We start from the raw sequence: 15609 nt of genomic DNA on the forward strand, positions 1-15609 counted from the left end.
CCGCGGCCGTTGATGATGTTGGCGCCGGCATTGCCCTGGATGGTCTGGGCGAACTCGTTGCCGGTGAGGTTGATTGCCGTGGTGCCGGACGCGTTGATGGTGGCGAGAAGCTCGATCTGCGAGCCGGCCGCAAGGGCATGGCTTACCGAGGCCAGTACTTTGTCGGTGCCGCCGCCCACTGCCTCGTTGACCTTGTCGCCGGCATTATCGACATAGTAGGTGTCGTTGCCGCCATAGCCGGTCATCGTGTCGGCGCCGCCGCGGCCGTTGATGATGTTGGCGCCGGCATTGCCCTGGATGGTCTGGGCGAACTCGTTGCCGGTGAGGTTGATTGCCGTGGTGCCGGACGCGTTGATGGTGGCGAGAAGCTCGATCTGCGAGCCGGCCGCAAGGGCATGGCTTACCGAGGCCAGTACTTTGTCGGTGCCACCGCCCACCGCCTCAATGACGACGTCGAATGCGTTATCGACGCGGTAGGTATCGTTGCCCAGACCGCCGGACATTCTGTCAGCACCACCTCTGCCGTCCAGAACGTCGTCAAAATTGCCGCCCTTCAGGATATCCGCCGCATCCGTCCCGGTCAGGTGCTGCTCCATCACGTTCGGCGCGGCATAGGCGCGGACGTAGTCGACGACCATCTTGTACGTGCCGGAAGCCTGCTCGACCCCGGAGGAATACATGCTTAGCGTGACCAGCATATAGAGCGGCGTGCGGAAAAAGTCGCTCATTGGAAAGCGGCTCAGCTCCTTGCCGTCATAGTACATGGTGATCCAGTCCGTCGTGATCCTCGCGCCGTAGGTGTGAAACGCCCCGTCGAACATCGAATCGGCCAGGCGCGTATAGTCGCTTTCCCAAGCGTGGCTTTCCTTATTGCTCAAGTGCACCGCCCGGTGATGACCATCGGGATCGCCCCCATACGCTTCAACGATGTCGACTTCCGGACGCGTTACAGAAGTATCCTGCGGCAGCATCCAGAAGGCCGGCCAGGCTCCCGCCCCGCCGTGAAAGGCGGCGCGCATCTCGAAGTACCCGTACTCTTGCGCGAAACCCTCGCCGGCGCTGTTAACCGTTTGCATCGTTCCCGACTGCCAGGCGCCGTCCACCTGCTTCATGGTTATCGTCAGAAGCCCGTCAGAGACGGAGAACGGGTTGGTTTCTCCGACCGGCGGCATGTACTTTGCGGCCCCAGCGGGGGCGTGAACAGGCGCGAACCACTTGCCGATGCCGTTGTTCGGCACGACATCAAGCGTGTTGAACTCGTCAGAAAAGGAAAGCTTGAACCCCGAGAGGTTCAGTTTCGATCCCTTGTACTGTCCGGTCCAATCGCCAGGAAGATCCGTCGCAGCCATTGATGGGCACCTCGTTCTCTCAACATTCTTGTGGTTACCCCACCAAGGCCTAATCGTGTAGTGGACACCCATTCGCAATGCGGCCAGTACGGTTATCCCCAACATTTCACGAGAAATTTGGGAGATGTCGCAAATCGGTTGACGTAGCCGGCACACGATACTGCGTATCCTCCGATACCGTAACGCCGGGCTCGAACGCGCCGCAACCAGCCGCTCCTTCACCGCCCGCGACCAGCGCCGCCGGCGCTGCACCGAGGTGATCACTTCCACGCGCGGAATCGTCATAGGATTATTCCCCGGACTTGCAATGTTCGTCCTAAGGCGACAAGGCGGCCTTCACCGTAGGCTTGTAGGCCGGCGGAGGCGGCCTTCAGTCGGGGTTTCAAGAGGCTCACGGGCGTCTCGCCAGCGGGGTGGCGCGACGGTCGGCGCAGATAGGATGGCCGAACGTCCGTTTTCTCAATCCGATTCGGACCTGCAATCTCGCCTCCGGAATGACCATTAGGGGTCAGTGAACGACCCGCTCGCGGGATGGCGCGGGCTTCGAGGCTTGCGCTTTATCGGCAGCATCGGTGAGGCTTTAATCGATCAGGGGTGACGGACGGCCATCGGCCTCCGAGCATGAAGTGTCAACCTTCAGCTTGAGAGGAGCATCCGATGACCGTCCCTACGCATCCATCCGGCAGCCCGCTTCGCGAGCGCATGATCGAAGACATGTCCATGCGCGGCTTCACCGAGGATACGCGCCGTGACTATATCCATTGCGTGAAGGCGTTTGCAGCCTTCATCGGGCGCTCGCCTGATACCGCGACGCTGAGGACCTGCGCCGTTTCCAACTGCACCAGACCGAGAGCGGCATGCGGCCGCCGGGGATCAACAGCGCGGTCTCGGCGCTGCGCTTCTTCTTCACCGTGACGCTCGACCGGCCCGATCTCGCGCGCCGTCTCACCGTCATCCGCCAGCCGCGCAAGCTGCCGCTGGTGCTGAGCGTCGAGGAGGTGGCGCGGCTGCTCGAAGCCGCACCAGGTCCGAAGTACAAGGCCGCCCTCGGCACGGCCTACGGGGCGGGGTTGCGGGTGTCGGAGATCGTGGCGCTCAAGGTGAGTGACATCGACTCGACGCGCATGCTGATCCGTGTCGAGCAGGGCAAGGGGCGCAAGGATCGTCACGCCATGCTGTCGCCGCAACTGCTCCATCTGTTGCGCGCCTGGTGGCGAGTGGGCAAGCGCCGCGGCGTGATGCTGCCGAGCTATTCCCGAGCCGCAACCCAAGGCCTGACCGAGCGCGCCATCGCGCGCACGCTCGGGGTGAGCAATGGGGTCGTGCATGGTTACCTGCGGCGTGCCCGTCTTGCCGGGCTGAGCTGGCCGCTGCCCGAGGGGATGGATGACGAAGGGCTTGAGCTGCTGCTCTTCCCGGCGCCGAAGGCGGCTTCGCAAAGCCCTCGGCGGCCGGTGCCCGATTGGAGCTATGTGGAGAAGGAGTTGCGCTGCCAACCCTGATGGCTTTGGCTATACGTGGTTTTGCACGACCTTCGAGGCCTGGAAAGGGCACGCGCGCCTGACGATGCGCCAGACGCATCTGGGCGGCGAGAAGGTGTTTGTCGATTTCGCTGGCGACACTATCGACATCTTCGACCCCGTCACCGGCGAAGCGCATTCCATGAAGCTGTTCGTCGCGGCGATGGGCGCCTCGAACTACACCTACGCCGAGGCGTGCCCGAGCGAGAGCCTGTCCGACTGGATCGGCGTGCACACGAACCTTTTTGCCTTTCTGGGCGGCGTGCCGAAGTTCGTGATCTGCGACAAATCTCAAGGCTGCCGTCACCAACCCCGATCGCTACGACCCCGGCCTCAACCGAACCTATGCCGAGATGGCAAGCCATTACGGCACCGCAGTGCTCGCGGCGAGGCCGAGACGCCCGAAGGATAAGGCAATTGTTTCAAAATGAGTCCTGTTCGGTTGACGGCACGGTAATTGAGGTACGGCGGGCGGGAACGGCGTTTCGGCCCGGGCGGCCTTTGACGATCTCGAGGTCATGAGGAATGTCCCACAGACCACGGTTGAGATTGTCGCTGTAGACTTTGGTGATGAGGCCCTGGCGCCCCCATTGATGCACGGTGGTCTCGGCGATAGCGAAGCGCTCGGCCACTTCCTGGGTGGTGAGCATACCACAATCCCGCAGGCGCTGGCGGCGGCTGGACAGGTTATAGGCTCCGCGGATGAAGCCGATCTTCTTGAGATTGAACGGCTTGCCTTCCCAGGTCCGCAGACCGCGTTCATTGAAGATATCGGCGATCTCGCGATCGCAATGACGGTCGAGCAAGCGGTCGACCTCGGCGACGAGCTCGGGCTTGAGCTTGCGGATCTGGGCGATCGGCAAAGGCCGGTCGAGCGTCAAGGTGCGGGTCGCCCCGCCGGAGAGTCGCACGTTTGCGGTAATCGTCTCGGCCTTGACCAAGGTGACGTCGGCGACCAGCAGACGGAAGATGCGCTTGCGCTCGCGCATGTCGACTCGAGGATCGCTCCAGATCCGGGGGAACTGCTCGGCAAGATCGCGGACGCGTTGCTGCGTCTCGGCATCGAGGGCGGCGGCTTCCTCGGGCGCGCGTCGTTCATAGTCCTCGAGGACGTCGGTGTGGAGCCGCAGCTTCTCGTTCCACTCGGCCTCGAGGGTGTCGGCAACGAGGCGATTGTCGGGATCGACCTTCATGTAGCGGCGCCGGGCGAGCTCGGCGTCATGACGCGTTCGCTCGATATGTTGTCGGCGCAAAGTGTCCGGCTCGGCGGCGCGTGCCTCAAGCTCGCGCTGCACCGCCAAGGTGACCTCAAGCGTCATCGGCGTCATCAGCTCGACAAGCAATGCACCCACTGCCGGGTCGACGACTTTGCCGGGCACGGACTGGCAGACCTTGCCGCCTCGGCGGGTGGCGGTCTCCTGGCAGATATAGGTCGGGACAGGCTGACCATGCTCTTGGCTGTAATGGACGCCCATGCGCCCGCCACACAGGCCGCAGAGAACTCTGCCCTGGAGCAAGGCAGATCCTTCGCGAACCGGTCCGGCGTGGCGCTGCATTCGGTAGGCTTGCGCATTGTCGGCGAGACGCTGCTGCTTGGCCTTGAAGCGCTCCCAGTCAATATAGCCCGGATGCATGTCGGGGATCACGAACCGCCACTCGGCCATACCAACCTTGATCTGCGAGACGCCGCCCGGCCGCGGCCGACCACGCGTTCGACCGTAGACGAAGGCGCCGGCATATCTCGGATTATGCAAGACCTGGAGGATGCGGGCATGCCGCGGCGGCGCCCACATCAGCTCGCCTTTGTGCGGTCCCTTGCGCCAATCGCCGCGGGAACAAAATACCTTCGTCGAGGAAAAACTTGACGGTTCTGGTTGCGCTGCCCAGGCGCTCGAAGGTCGTGAACACCATGCAGAGCGCGGCCTGCACCTCGGCGTCCGGGTCGAGCGCGATGATGCCGTCGGACAAGTAGACCAGGCCGACGGGCGGCCCTATCTTCAGATCGCCGCGGCTTGCCTTGTTGAGTTGGCCGCCGCGCATGCGCGCCTTGAGGAAGTGCAACTCTGCCTCAGACATCGTTCCTTTTAAGCCCAACAGCAGCCTGTCGTTGAAGCTGGCCGGATCGTAGATGCCGTCCTCGTCGAGGATGAGGGTGCTGGTCAGGGCGCACAGCTCAAGCAGCCGGTGCCAGTCGGCGGAGTTGCGGGCCAGGCGCGAGACCTCCAGCCCCATGACGACGCCGGCCTTGGCGAGGGCTACTTCGCTGACCAGTTCCTGGAAGCCGTCGCGGGCAACGGCGCTGGATCCCGATTTGCCCAGGTCGCAGTCGATAACGTGGATGCGTTCGGCCGGCCAACCGGCGGCAATGGCGCGGTCACGCAGCCCATACTGTCGCTGCGTGCTCTCGCCGTTCTCGGCGACCTGTCGAAGCGTAGACTGACGGATGTAGAGGTAAGCGTCGCGCCGCAGGTGATCGGCGGTGACTTTGAGGTCAGGCATGTGCTGGCTCCGCGGTTAGCGTGACAACAAGGCTGGCAAGGATGAGGGTGAGCTCGCTGGTGGCGATCGCGCCTGCCGACGGGGGGCGATGTACCGGGCAAGGCGGCGTAAAGTTGGGTGCTGTCGATGCGGCCTTGATCCAGGCGACCATGCCCTGACGGCGCAGCGTGAGCAGCCCTGATCCAGTAATCAGCTGGGCGCTGAGCACCGCGGTGCGCAGTTGTTCGTATGTGCCGACGAGGCTGGTCGCGCGGACGGTTAGGGCAGATCGAGTCGTTTTTTTTTGGGCGCCATGGCCCGCTCCAGACTTCGCCGGTGCACCCTGACGCCAAAGCGTGTGGCGATCGCGTCGATACATTGCGGCACGGTGAGGTCGGGCCGCGTCGCCCTGAGTTGGTCGATGTAGGTGAGGACCTCGGCAGAGATCTTGTGGCCGCCCTTTGGCCCCCGCTGCTGGGGCACCAGCCCGGCGAGGCCGTGCTCGGCCAGGGCGCTCTGCGCTTTGTAGAAGGTCGGCCGCGACACCCCGAAGGCGCTGGCGACGTCGCTGATCGGCACGCGATCGGCGTGATGGCGGCGCACCATCTCGTAGCGGACCTGCACAAGATCCTTGGCATCGAAGAAGGGATTGCCGGCGAACAGCGTGTCGCGCACGGCCTCGGGGTGGGGGTTGAGCGCGCCGTCGCGGGCCAAGGCCTCGGCCTTTGGGTCGCGTCGTCTTAGCTTTGGATTCGCCATGCCCATCGTCCAAACTGATTCGTAAATATAAATACGCCTTACTTGATGAGACGTCAAACAAGGAAGATCCGCTATGCCCGGGATAAGTCCTGCAATTGCGGGCATAGCTCCGGTGCGCAAGCAAGCGGTGCGGCGTAATTTGCCTTACACAAGCGGCGTATTTAACCTTACGCATCCTCCGCCTCCGCCGGCGCAGAGATCCGATCCAGAAGCGTCAGCAGATCCAATAGGTCGGATGTCCGGAAGGCCGCGCGCCCGGCGGCGACGCGCCGGAATGCGTCAGGCTGCTCCATGTCCGTCATTGCGGCGGCAATCGTGGGTAAGGTCCCGTCCGCCGCCCGGTAAATCACCCGGTCCTCGCCCCAATGCGGGCTGCGGCTGATCATCTCGAAGCTCTGGCCTTTAAGCGGGTGGAATGGGTGAGTAATGCGGACCGTGAGGCCGGTCGTCCCCACACGGGCTGCAGTTGACGGCTTTATCCAAGGCAAAGGTCGAGGTTGCCGTGCAAATTGCCCAGCGCTGGGTCCTGGCGCGGCTACGCAATCAGCGCTTCTTTTGTCTGGCGGAGCTGAACGCCGCCATCCGCCTGCTCGTCGCCGAACTCAACGCCCGCCAGATGCGCGGCTTCGGCTCCAGCCCGCCGAACTCTTCGCCGAGATCGACAGGCCGAAGCTGGGAGAACTGCCGGACCAGCCATACGTCTTTGCGCGCTGGAAGCGTTGCCGCGTCGCGCCCGACTATCACGTCGAGGTTGACGGGCATTGGTATTCCACGCCCTACCGCCTGATCCGCGAGCTCGTCGATGTGCGGGTCGCCGACAAGACCGTCGAAGTCTTCCACAAGGGGCAGCGGATCGCCAGCCACGCCCGTGCGCCCAACCGGCGCGGCCATACGACCGTTGCCGATCACATGCCGAGCGCGCATCGCCGCTACGGCAAGTGGACGCCGGGGGAACTGATCGCGGCCGGCGAGAGGATCGGGCTTTCCACCGCCGCCTTCTTCCAGACTGTCATCGCTGACCGGCCGCATCCCGAACAGGGCTTTCGCACCTGTCTCGGCATTCTTTCTCTGACCAAGAGCTACGGCAACGCGCGCGTCGACGCAGCCTGCCAACGCGGCATCCTCATCCAGGCACGCTCCGTCGCCTCGATCCGTTCGATCCTTAAGAACGGCCTTGATCGCGCTTTCCTCGACGAGACGCCCGACCATCAACCCCTACGCCACGGCAACATCCGCGGTCAGGGCTATTTCCACTGAACCATGGAGATCTCAATGCTCACCCATCCCACCCATGAACGGCTGATCGCACTCGGCTTGACCGGAATGGCCAAGCCTTCGAGGAGCAGCGACGATCACCGGATCTCGAGGCCCTGTCGTTCGAGGAGCGCATCGGACTTCTTGTCGATCGCGAAGCCGCCGAGCGCGACACCAAACGGCTCACGACGCGGCTCAAATTCGCCGCGCTGCGCCAGAGCGCCTGCCGGAAGATGTCGATTTGCGCACGCCGAGCGGCATCGACCGCGCCGTCTTCGCCAGGCTCGTCGGCGGCGACTGGATCGACCGCCATGAAAACCTGCTGGTCACAGGCGCAACCGGCCTGGGCAAGAGTTGGCTTGCCTGCGCGCTCGGCCACAAGGCTTGCCGCGACAATCGATCGGTGCTCTATCATCGCGTCCCGCGCCTGTTCGAGGCGCTCGCCCTGGCGCGCGGCGACGGGCGCTATGGACGGCTGCTCAAGACGCTGGGCGCGTTCAACTCGTCATCCTCGACGACTGGGGCCTGTCGGTTCTCAGTGCCGCCGAGCGCCGCGACCTGCTGGAGATCCCTCGACGATCGCCATGGCCGTGCATCCACAATCGTCACCAGCCAAATCCCCGTGCAGCACTGGCACGACGTCATCGGCGATCCCACCCTCGGCGACGCGATTCTGGATCGCCTCGTCCACAACGCTCACCGCCTTCAACTCACCGGAGAAAGCATGCGAAAACACAACGCCCGCGCCCACGCTCTTGACGCAGCCGCAAACACCTGAATCAATGAACAGGTCGGTCGAAGCGGCTGCTCATGATCGCGTGAAATACCTGCTCACGATCAAATGAAATGAGCGCTCACCATCGCGTGAAATGGCCGCTCACAATCAGCGAAATGCGCAAACAGGGGATGGCACCGCCGAAGATGGTACGCCAGCGACACCGAATAAGGCTCGCGTCACAGGAAGGCAGTCAGCATGGCAGAGAGCATCCTACCGCAGCACAAGTCACCGCGTCCGACCGTGACGAGACCGGCGACCTTCAGCCTGTCTATGGGCCAGCCGAGCAAAAGACCGAAGACCGGGCAATAAGGACTGCCAAAGCTCTGGCGACGAAACACGCGGGTGTCATTGCGTGGTCGCGTGATGCTCACCCAGCGCTGGGCGAATACGGCGAGCCGACGACACTCTTTGTTGGTGGCGACGTGCCGGACATAGAGTGACGGTCGGCCGGTCAGGAGACTTGGTCATGAGGAAAGGAACAACCCCTCCTCCTCGGCAGCGGCCAGGAATGCCTTCCGTGCCTCCTCAGGTTCCATCTCGTCGGCAATGCAGGCGATGCTTCGTGTAGTGCCGCTTTGATCGAGACGGTGTCGCGACGGTCCGCCCTGTTTAGGAGTGTGGAGATTGCTTGCATAAGAACCGGACTGACCCTTTGCGCGACGCTCATCCAACCCTCCCCAGGGACACGCCGAAGGGGACTCTACTCCCTCCCTGACCGACATCAATGCCATGTACGAATCGTACATTGGTACGGTGCTGGGCCGCAACAGTCGGGAATTTTGGATAGAATTTCTGTGGCGGGGATCGGATAACTGGCTCGCGCGAAGACCTCCCATGCCCCTCTCGACCCTATAGAGCGCGCCTCGATCCGCATTTCGTCCCACAACCTGGTTCGGTCGTCCGACGTACACCGGAGGGGAGAACCAATGGGTTGCCACGAGGCTATTCGCGAAGGTCGAACGCGACGAACAGGCCAAAGGCTGGGGCAGCATCGACAATAAGCTTCACCAGCTCACAGTCACTTACCACCAGATGTGGCCCGTCTCGGCGCACCGCTGCGATAGTCTCTTTGACGGAGATGATTTGGCCGCGACGGGATTGTAAGATCAGCTCTTCAACAAGCTCATGGGCAGTCATTTTGCTGGGTCGACAGTTCGTCCGAACGTTCATCCGAGGCCTCCACCTCAGCGATAACCCAAGGGAACATTGATGATCCTGTGTCGGGAAAAATCAAGGGGAAGGTTTGTAGGAAATTTTCTAAGAGGGGATCAGAGAAACCAGCACGGAGCGAGCCTCTGTTTAACGCTTAGCTAGCCCGCTAGGTACCTTCTTCGGTCGGCCCCTGTTTGGCCCGATCAATAGCCGCGAGTAATGACGCTAGGGTCGGCGGCAGTTCTGGTTCGACTTCTAGCCTTAACAGCTTGTGTATGTGACGACGATTGTCTTCCGAATGGATCAATTTCCGAACTGCTTTGGAGACAGACGCATGACCTTCATTGTTTCTCTTTGTCATGTTCGGGGCGTCCCTTCCCAGTCAGCCGCAACTCGCGTAGGCGCGGATGAGGGAACGATGTAGGCCCTCGCGGGTTTAGAGCTCGCAGCGGTCGATTCTTCGTGGATGTGCAGCCACTGTGGGGGGGCCATCGCCTCTCCCTCACCGGGCTCCTTTCGCGAGGCGGTGTTGGTCAGAGACACATAGAACCTCATACCGCAATCCAATTTAGCTAGTTGTCCTTGGGGGGAGTAACGTCCCTTCCTCTTTTGCAGCAGCCAGGAATGCCTTGCGGGCCTCCTCAGGTTCCATCTCGTCGAAAATTACTGCGATGCAAACGCGCACCGCGAGGTCCCAGCAAGTGCCACGCTTGGTCCACTTCATCAGCTCCTCGCCGGCTGCCTCGGCGTTGTTGACGTTGCGGATGATCCCGAGACGCTCGGTCTTGACGGGGACCGGAGGGTTGAACCAGTGGGGGGCCATGAAGGGACCTCAGGGCGGCTAGCGGGTTTCGTCTTTACTAACCGGCTCAGCGATGAGGACGGTTAACCGTTTGTTAGGCATGTCTGAGTCCGTGACGGGCTGTTTCCAAACGTTTATCGACGGTTGTCCGAGCGGTCGGTACGAAGCCGGTATACGCTTGCCGCGGCATGCCGAATCGACGGCTAACAGTGCTTGGGCCGAAGTCGGGCGCGGTTTTCCCTGACCCCAGTCGCGCCGCCATGCGCGGTATCTCTTTTCGCACATGGCGGACAGTTGGGTCAGCCGTAAACCTGCTTCGGAACGGCCTTGCTCATATCCAAAGCTGGTAGCGGGAATGGTTCGACTTGTCCTCCGGTGTTGTCCAGATACTGCATCAAGGCCGTCACGAGATGGTAGAAAATGCTCGCGGGGACCTCAGTCGCCAGTGACCTTCCGCGCTCGTCAATCCTGTCGACCCACAAGCCAAGCGGTGCGGGATCGATATGCCATTTGAAGAGGCGGGCGACACGAGCTTCGATCTCTGGTTTCAGATCGGGCCCGCCAATTCCGTCCAGGGCGATGGACGCCTTGATGGCTTCGCATTGCGGCCAGCTGCGGGAGAGCCGGTCAAAGGGCATTCCCTGCCGCGACACGGCTGCATAAGCCAGCCCCGTGGCCCGGTTCAATCCGCTGGCGATCGCCGACGAATAGAGCTTCCTTGCGTACGCTGCCAAGTCTCTCTGCCCGCTCGCCCGCGCGAAATCGACGAGGAGCGAGGCCCATTCGAAATGGTGCCCTGGTTCGGTCCACTGTCCCTCGTCTCCCGGCAACGGTAGCCACTCGACATCGAAATGTTCCCCAAGCGTCCAGCTCTCCTGGTCGAAGAAATGGCACCGAAAGAGATCGACGATGCGTGCCGCCCGACGGAGATATGCACGGTCGCCGGTGACCCCATGCCAAGCAAGGAAGGATTCCAGCATGTGCATATGCGGGTTCGAGAACCGCACCCCGTCCCGGCCGGAGGGTCCGAGAAAGCCGTTGAGGCTATCGTCCTCGAGATGGGTGTCGATGAAATGGAACGTCTCTTGTGCCAGCCGTAGGGCGTCCTGATGGCCGCATCGATGAGCATGGGCAAGCGCCAGGAGAACGCAGGAATGATCGTAGGCGTCCTCCGCCGGGTCAGCCACGCTACCGTCGGAATTAAGGGTGCGCACCCAGCCACCGCGATCGGTGCGGCCGTGTCTCGCGATGAAGTCGATGCCGTGGTCGATGAGCTTGTCGGCCGGACCGACCCAGCCGCGTTCTTTGGCCACCGCGAACGCGTAAATCTGGCGAGCCATCGTGCGCATGCGCTTGCGTTTCCCCAGCGGCCTTGCATCGAAACCGAGAGCCTCGTGGAAGCCGCCATACACATCGTCGACACCTGCAGTGGACCACAGCGGCAGGGTTTCGTTGAAGAGCCAGTGCTCGACGCGCTTGCGCCATGACCCGCTGATGATGACCCGGTCTTCCGACGCCGTGAACTTCGTCTCGAGTCGTCCGCTCTTCTCGAGTTGTTCGACGACTTTCTTGACATTCTGGCTGTGGCTGACAGGAGCGACGAAAACCGCGTCCGGTGTTGTCACCACCGCCACATTTTTCATTCCGATGACTGTCAGCAGTCTGCCCTGGCTCCGGAGATAGGAGTTGCCGCAATCCAGGGCGACAACGTCGCCGATTACGACATTGCCGTCGCGGTCCGTCGGGCTGGCTTCCAGCAGCGATTGCCACGATCCAAGGTCGTTCCAGCGGAAGGAAGCCGTGACCATCGCAATACCGCGTGCATGCTCCATGACTGCGTAGTCGATCGACGTCGATGGGACAGCCGAATAGAAGCCCTGGGGCAGGTAGATGCCCGAGACGTCGGTCCGTGCAGTTTTATAGGCCCGTTCCGCGGTGTCCCAGATGTCCGGCCGGAAGTCGAGAAATGCCTTCCGCATCGTGTCGGCACGAAACAGGAAGATGCCGGCGTTCCAGTAGAATCTTCCCGAAGACACATATTTGCGGGCCGTCTCGGCATTGGGCTTTTCGACAAAGTGCAAAACGGAAACGGCGGCCCCGCCGTCACTATTTGCCGTAACCTCGATGTAGCCGTACCCGGTTTCGGGATGCGTCGGCCTGATGCCGAAAATGACAATGCTTCCTGAATCGGCGGCGGGTATGCCCGCCTCGACGGTTTCCCAGAATTGCGTTTCGGTCGATATCTGATGGTCGGAGGGGACCACGAGCACAAGCGCGTCACCGCCATATCCGGAGATCGTGTGCAAAGTGGCTATGGCCACCGCCGCGGCGGTATTGCGGCCGACGGGTTCGAAAATCGGTCTGCCGCCATTTAGGCCAAGCGGACCGATGTCCGAGATAACACGGTCGGCATGCCGCTCGGAAGCTATCAGGTAGATCGGCGTCTCGCCGTCCCTCCGCGCCTTGAGGCGCCGGACAGTCTTCGCAAGCATGGAGCCGTCGCCCGAAAGGTTGTGGAATTGCTTGGGATTATCTTCGCGCGAGAGCGGCCACAGCCGTGAGCCGACGCCCCCGCTCATGACAAAACTTACGATCCGCTCCGGCATGGTCCAGTCCCTCTCAGAATGTCTGGTTGTAGGCTCCGACCTCTGGATTGCGGCGCCGCTCGGCATCGAGAGCCCCGAACATCTCGCGACGTCGCGCCGGAGACCAGCACCATCTTGCTCCGCCCTGGCGCGGAACAGCCCTAGCACGCTGCCGGGCGCAGGCCCCCTCATGAATTCGAGTAGTCCTAACACGCTGGTTCGCGCCCCCTCATCCAATGGGAGCATCCATGCCGATGGCCGAAATGATGACGCGTCCAGGCGTGGTAGTGTATTCCTGAAGCTGCACTCTGCTCGGGCGCCGACGACAAGGATGCGTTGCAAGATGCCGCGGCCCGCGGGTTCCTTGTCCGCGAGAATGTCGGCGAAAGGTGTTTCTGACGCTTGGCTCGCCTTCTCGAAGGCATTCAAGGAAATCCAACGGCATCCGCGGAACTCCGCCCCCCGTGCGAAGAAGGATGACGGACTGTGCGCCGTTCGCACTGGAGGCGATCGAAAACGGCGAGACCCCGAACGTATGTGCGCGAAGATCGATACCTCACGCGGAATGTAGCGATCAACCGCGGACGGCGGGTCTCGTTGGAACCGCAATATCATTTGTCGACAGATCGAGAACGAGGCCTGCCGCGCATTCTCCCCTCCCATAGGGCGTAGGCTATACGCCCATTGGCGGCGTTTACCTTTCCTGGCGCAGGGGTAGCCTTTTGCGGCACTCTGGGAACGCCGGGCCTTCGCTTTCATGAAAACATCGGCCGAATGCCATGGACCGCTTGCGTCGAGACGGCGTGCGCGCAGGATTTTTCCGCACGCGTGCTGGAGAACGTGATTGGATCGCATATCCCCCCACCAATGGGCCTCGACAACTGACTTGCAGCCTTCCGCTAGTCAGGAGTTTATCAGCCTCGCCGATATAGCCGGATTTCTGAGGCGCTATTTCGGAACGATCATTGCCTGTGTGGCCGCAGCTGTCTTGGTGGCCTGGTTTCACAATTTGACCACCGACCCAGCTTTCACTGCCAGCACACAAATCCTGATCGAGCCGAAACTGCCGCAACACCTGCAGGAGGGGGGCGAAGTCAATCTGTCATTGGACACTGCCCAAGTGGAAAGCCAGATCGCAGTCATGCAGTCGGAAAAGATTGCGGTCATGGTCCTCGATCGGTTGAAACTCGTTGACGATCCCAAGTTCAACCGTCCACAGGTTCCGATTTTGGTGGAGAGAATCAGGAAAATAAAAGCGATCCTGGTTGAAGCTTTCGAGCTCCAGAAAAGCGCTTGGCTCACCTCGCTTTGGGAGTTTTCTGGCTTGGACGTGCCTGAGACGCCTGTGATGCTGACCGATTACCAGAAGTCCCGGCGCACCATGTTGATTTTCCGCCAAGGCCTCGACATCCGCAGAGTCGGCGTTTCCTACGCCATCAACATATCCTTCACCTCACTTGATCCCGAAGGCGCAGCCAGGATTGCGAACGCCACTGCCGATGCTTTCGTGCGTGAGCAGATCGAAACAAAGGCCGAGGCAGCAAGGGAAGGCGGCGCATGGCTGGAGAAGCGCCTTCGCCAATTGCGCACCCAGATGAACAGGGCCATGGCGAAAGCGCAGGAGTTCCGTTCACGGCACGATTACAGCGTCGGCGAAGAAGGCGAACCGGAGGACGGGGCAAACACCGTCCCGACGCTTGAGGAGCTTGAGGTAACTGCCGAAACCTACCAGAAGATGTATGAAAGCTTCCTGCAGGCATACACCAACTCGGTGAGCCAGCAGTCATACCCGGTTGCAGACGCAAGGGTGATTACAGCTGCGACGGCGCCGCTCCAGCCGAGCGCTCCAAGGCCGAAGCTGATGCTGGCTTTCGCGGCGGTTTCCGGGTTCATTCTCGGTATCGGCGTTTCGTTAGCAAGGCATACGCTCGACTGGACCGTAAGGTCGCCCCGACGCATCCGGGAGAATCTAGGTGTGGAATGCGTCGGAGAACTACCGGCCATCAGCAGGAGGAGGGCATCAGGCCACGTCGACGAAGTGGCAAGATATCCGCACTCCCGATACAGCCAGAGCCTCAGGAAAGCGAGGACCGAAATCAGCCTTGCGGAAACCAACCACCCGATCAAATTCCTTGGGTTAACCGCTGTATCCAATGACAGTTCGAAGAGTTCCGTTGCCAGCAATCTTGCCACCCTTTACGCGATGTCCGGCCTGAAGACATTGGTGATCGACGCCGACGTCTGGCGGCCGGCTATGACCAAGCGGCTACTCGGCCCATCGGGCGCCCTGGACAAACCGTTCCAAGATCCTGTCCGGCTCAACATCGTCTGCGCTCCGGGGCGGTCGTTCGACCTGCTTCCAAGTTCGGTCGTCCAGGCCAAGAACCTGCTGGCACCACGTAATATGGAGGCGTTTCTCTCGGACCTTGCCGCCTGCGACATTACCCCCTACGACATTGTCATCTTCGACTTGCCGACACTTGCCTCGGGAGCCGACATGCTGATGGTCGGATCCGTCCTGGACGGCGTGGTCATCCTCGCCGAGTGGGGTAAGGTACACGTCGAAACGTTGCGGGGACTAGTCAGAACGCTGCAGGCCAGCAGGACGCCCGTCCTTGGCGTGCTTCTGACGAAGGCGCGCGCCAAGCACCGCAAAGCATGAACGGATGGCGAGGTATTCTCCTTCGAAAGTCGCAAAAAGCGTGTGGGGGATCATTCCTTGGGATTAGCGTGGGATTAGGGGGATAGTTCAGGACCGCCACGCTACCTCCTTTGCCTTTCTTGCCGACGAGCTCCGACCTTGGAAAAGTGTGGAGAACAATTCGAAACAGCGACCCTCCCATGACAACGAATGCCGTCGAGAAGCCGTCGCATCAGGGAACCCCGATCTGGGTTCAGTCACCTCGACTGTCGGCGACCGACAGCAGAACGA

The 15609-nt window shown here is 61.6% G+C and carries 10 protein-coding genes and 4 pseudogenes; 6 read left to right on the forward strand and 8 right to left on the reverse strand.

The window, feature by feature from the left end; genetic code table 11:
• Nucleotides 1-1634 (reverse strand): family 16 glycosylhydrolase (locus NKH42_RS26480; RefSeq protein ID WP_352974647.1); only part of this gene is annotated, 1634 nt, incomplete at its 3' end.
• A 572-nt stretch (nt 1635-2206) separates the two neighbouring features.
• On the opposite strand from NKH42_RS26480, the pseudogene NKH42_RS26485 reads away from it, so the two are divergent.
• Nucleotides 2207-2521, forward strand: a pseudogene (locus NKH42_RS26485) (tyrosine-type recombinase/integrase); the annotation flags it as partial.
• A gap of 66 nt (nt 2522-2587) precedes the next feature.
• Nucleotides 2588-3291: pseudogene (gene istA, locus NKH42_RS26490) on the forward strand (IS21 family transposase); the annotation flags it as partial.
• On the opposite strand, the gene NKH42_RS26495 reads toward istA, so the two are convergent.
• The 4 genes from NKH42_RS26495 to NKH42_RS26510 form a co-directional block, all read right to left on the reverse strand.
• Nucleotides 3292-4662, reverse strand: a complete 1371-nt coding sequence (locus NKH42_RS26495) for a recombinase family protein (protein WP_352974650.1) — start codon at nt 4660-4662, stop codon at nt 3292-3294. It abuts the pseudogene before it with no gap.
• Nucleotides 4616-5368, reverse strand: a complete 753-nt coding sequence (locus NKH42_RS26500) for a recombinase family protein (protein ID WP_352507531.1) — start codon at nt 5366-5368, stop codon at nt 4616-4618. Before NKH42_RS26500 ends, NKH42_RS26495 begins: the two co-directional genes overlap by 47 nt.
• Nucleotides 5369-5626: 258 nt before the next feature.
• Complete coding sequence (locus tag NKH42_RS26505) at nt 5627-6106, reverse strand: helix-turn-helix domain-containing protein (protein WP_352691180.1); 480 nt, start codon at nt 6104-6106, stop codon at nt 5627-5629.
• Nucleotides 6107-6273: 167 nt separating this feature from the next.
• On the reverse strand, nt 6274-6561 hold the full coding sequence (locus NKH42_RS26510; protein ID WP_352507533.1) for a DUF5372 family protein: 288 nt from the start codon (nt 6559-6561) through the stop codon (nt 6274-6276).
• A gap of 26 nt (nt 6562-6587) precedes the next feature.
• On the opposite strand from NKH42_RS26510, the pseudogene NKH42_RS26515 reads away from it, so the two are divergent.
• The 3 genes and pseudogenes from NKH42_RS26515 to NKH42_RS26525 all read left to right on the forward strand — a co-directional run.
• Nucleotides 6588-7363 (forward strand): annotated as a pseudogene (locus NKH42_RS26515) (Mu transposase domain-containing protein); the annotation flags it as partial.
• A gap of 107 nt (nt 7364-7470) precedes the next feature.
• Nucleotides 7471-8138, forward strand: a pseudogene (locus tag NKH42_RS26520) (ATP-binding protein); the annotation flags it as partial.
• Nucleotides 8139-8302: 164 nt separating this feature from the next.
• Nucleotides 8303-8578: a hypothetical protein gene (locus NKH42_RS26525; RefSeq protein WP_502896123.1), complete on the forward strand. Its 276-nt coding sequence runs from the start codon at nt 8303-8305 to the stop codon at nt 8576-8578.
• A 502-nt stretch (nt 8579-9080) separates the two neighbouring features.
• Here NKH42_RS26525 and NKH42_RS26530 read toward each other — a convergent pair.
• The 3 genes from NKH42_RS26530 to NKH42_RS26540 form a co-directional block, all read right to left on the reverse strand.
• On the reverse strand, nt 9081-9308 hold the full coding sequence (locus NKH42_RS26530; protein WP_352507535.1) for a hypothetical protein: 228 nt from the start codon (nt 9306-9308) through the stop codon (nt 9081-9083).
• Nucleotides 9309-9858: 550 nt separating this feature from the next.
• Nucleotides 9859-10113 (reverse strand): DUF982 domain-containing protein, encoded by a 255-nt coding sequence (locus tag NKH42_RS26535; RefSeq protein WP_352507536.1) that lies wholly within the window; start codon nt 10111-10113, stop codon nt 9859-9861.
• Between the two features lie 278 nt (nt 10114-10391).
• Nucleotides 10392-12698, reverse strand: a complete 2307-nt coding sequence (locus tag NKH42_RS26540) for an AGE family epimerase/isomerase (RefSeq protein WP_352507588.1) — start codon at nt 12696-12698, stop codon at nt 10392-10394.
• Between the two features lie 823 nt (nt 12699-13521).
• Between NKH42_RS26540 and NKH42_RS26545 the strand changes: the two genes are divergently transcribed.
• Nucleotides 13522-15339, forward strand: a complete 1818-nt coding sequence (locus NKH42_RS26545; protein ID WP_352753235.1) for a GumC family protein — start codon at nt 13522-13524, stop codon at nt 15337-15339.
• Nucleotides 15340-15609 lie beyond the last annotated feature (270 nt).

Source organism: Mesorhizobium sp. M1142, assembly GCF_040318565.1.
Classification (GTDB): Bacteria; Pseudomonadota; Alphaproteobacteria; order Rhizobiales; family Rhizobiaceae; genus Mesorhizobium.

What these genes read in the sequence shown, in the direction of transcription:
- NKH42_RS26495 (WP_352974650.1), bottom strand. Translation starts at nt 4,662, where the DNA reads ATGTGGGCGCCGCCGCGGCATGCCCGCATCCTCCAGGTCTTGCATAAT.
- NKH42_RS26530 (WP_352507535.1), bottom strand. Translation starts at nt 9,308, where the DNA reads ATGAACGTTCGGACGAACTGTCGACCCAGCAAAATGACTGCCCATGAG.
- NKH42_RS26505 (WP_352691180.1), bottom strand. Translation starts at nt 6,106, where the DNA reads ATGGCGAATCCAAAGCTAAGACGACGCGACCCAAAGGCCGAGGCCTTG.
- NKH42_RS26540 (WP_352507588.1), bottom strand. Translation starts at nt 12,698, where the DNA reads ATGCCGGAGCGGATCGTAAGTTTTGTCATGAGCGGGGGCGTCGGCTCA.
- NKH42_RS26500 (WP_352507531.1), bottom strand. Translation starts at nt 5,368, where the DNA reads ATGCCTGACCTCAAAGTCACCGCCGATCACCTGCGGCGCGACGCTTAC.
- NKH42_RS26535 (WP_352507536.1), bottom strand. Translation starts at nt 10,113, where the DNA reads ATGGCCCCCCACTGGTTCAACCCTCCGGTCCCCGTCAAGACCGAGCGT.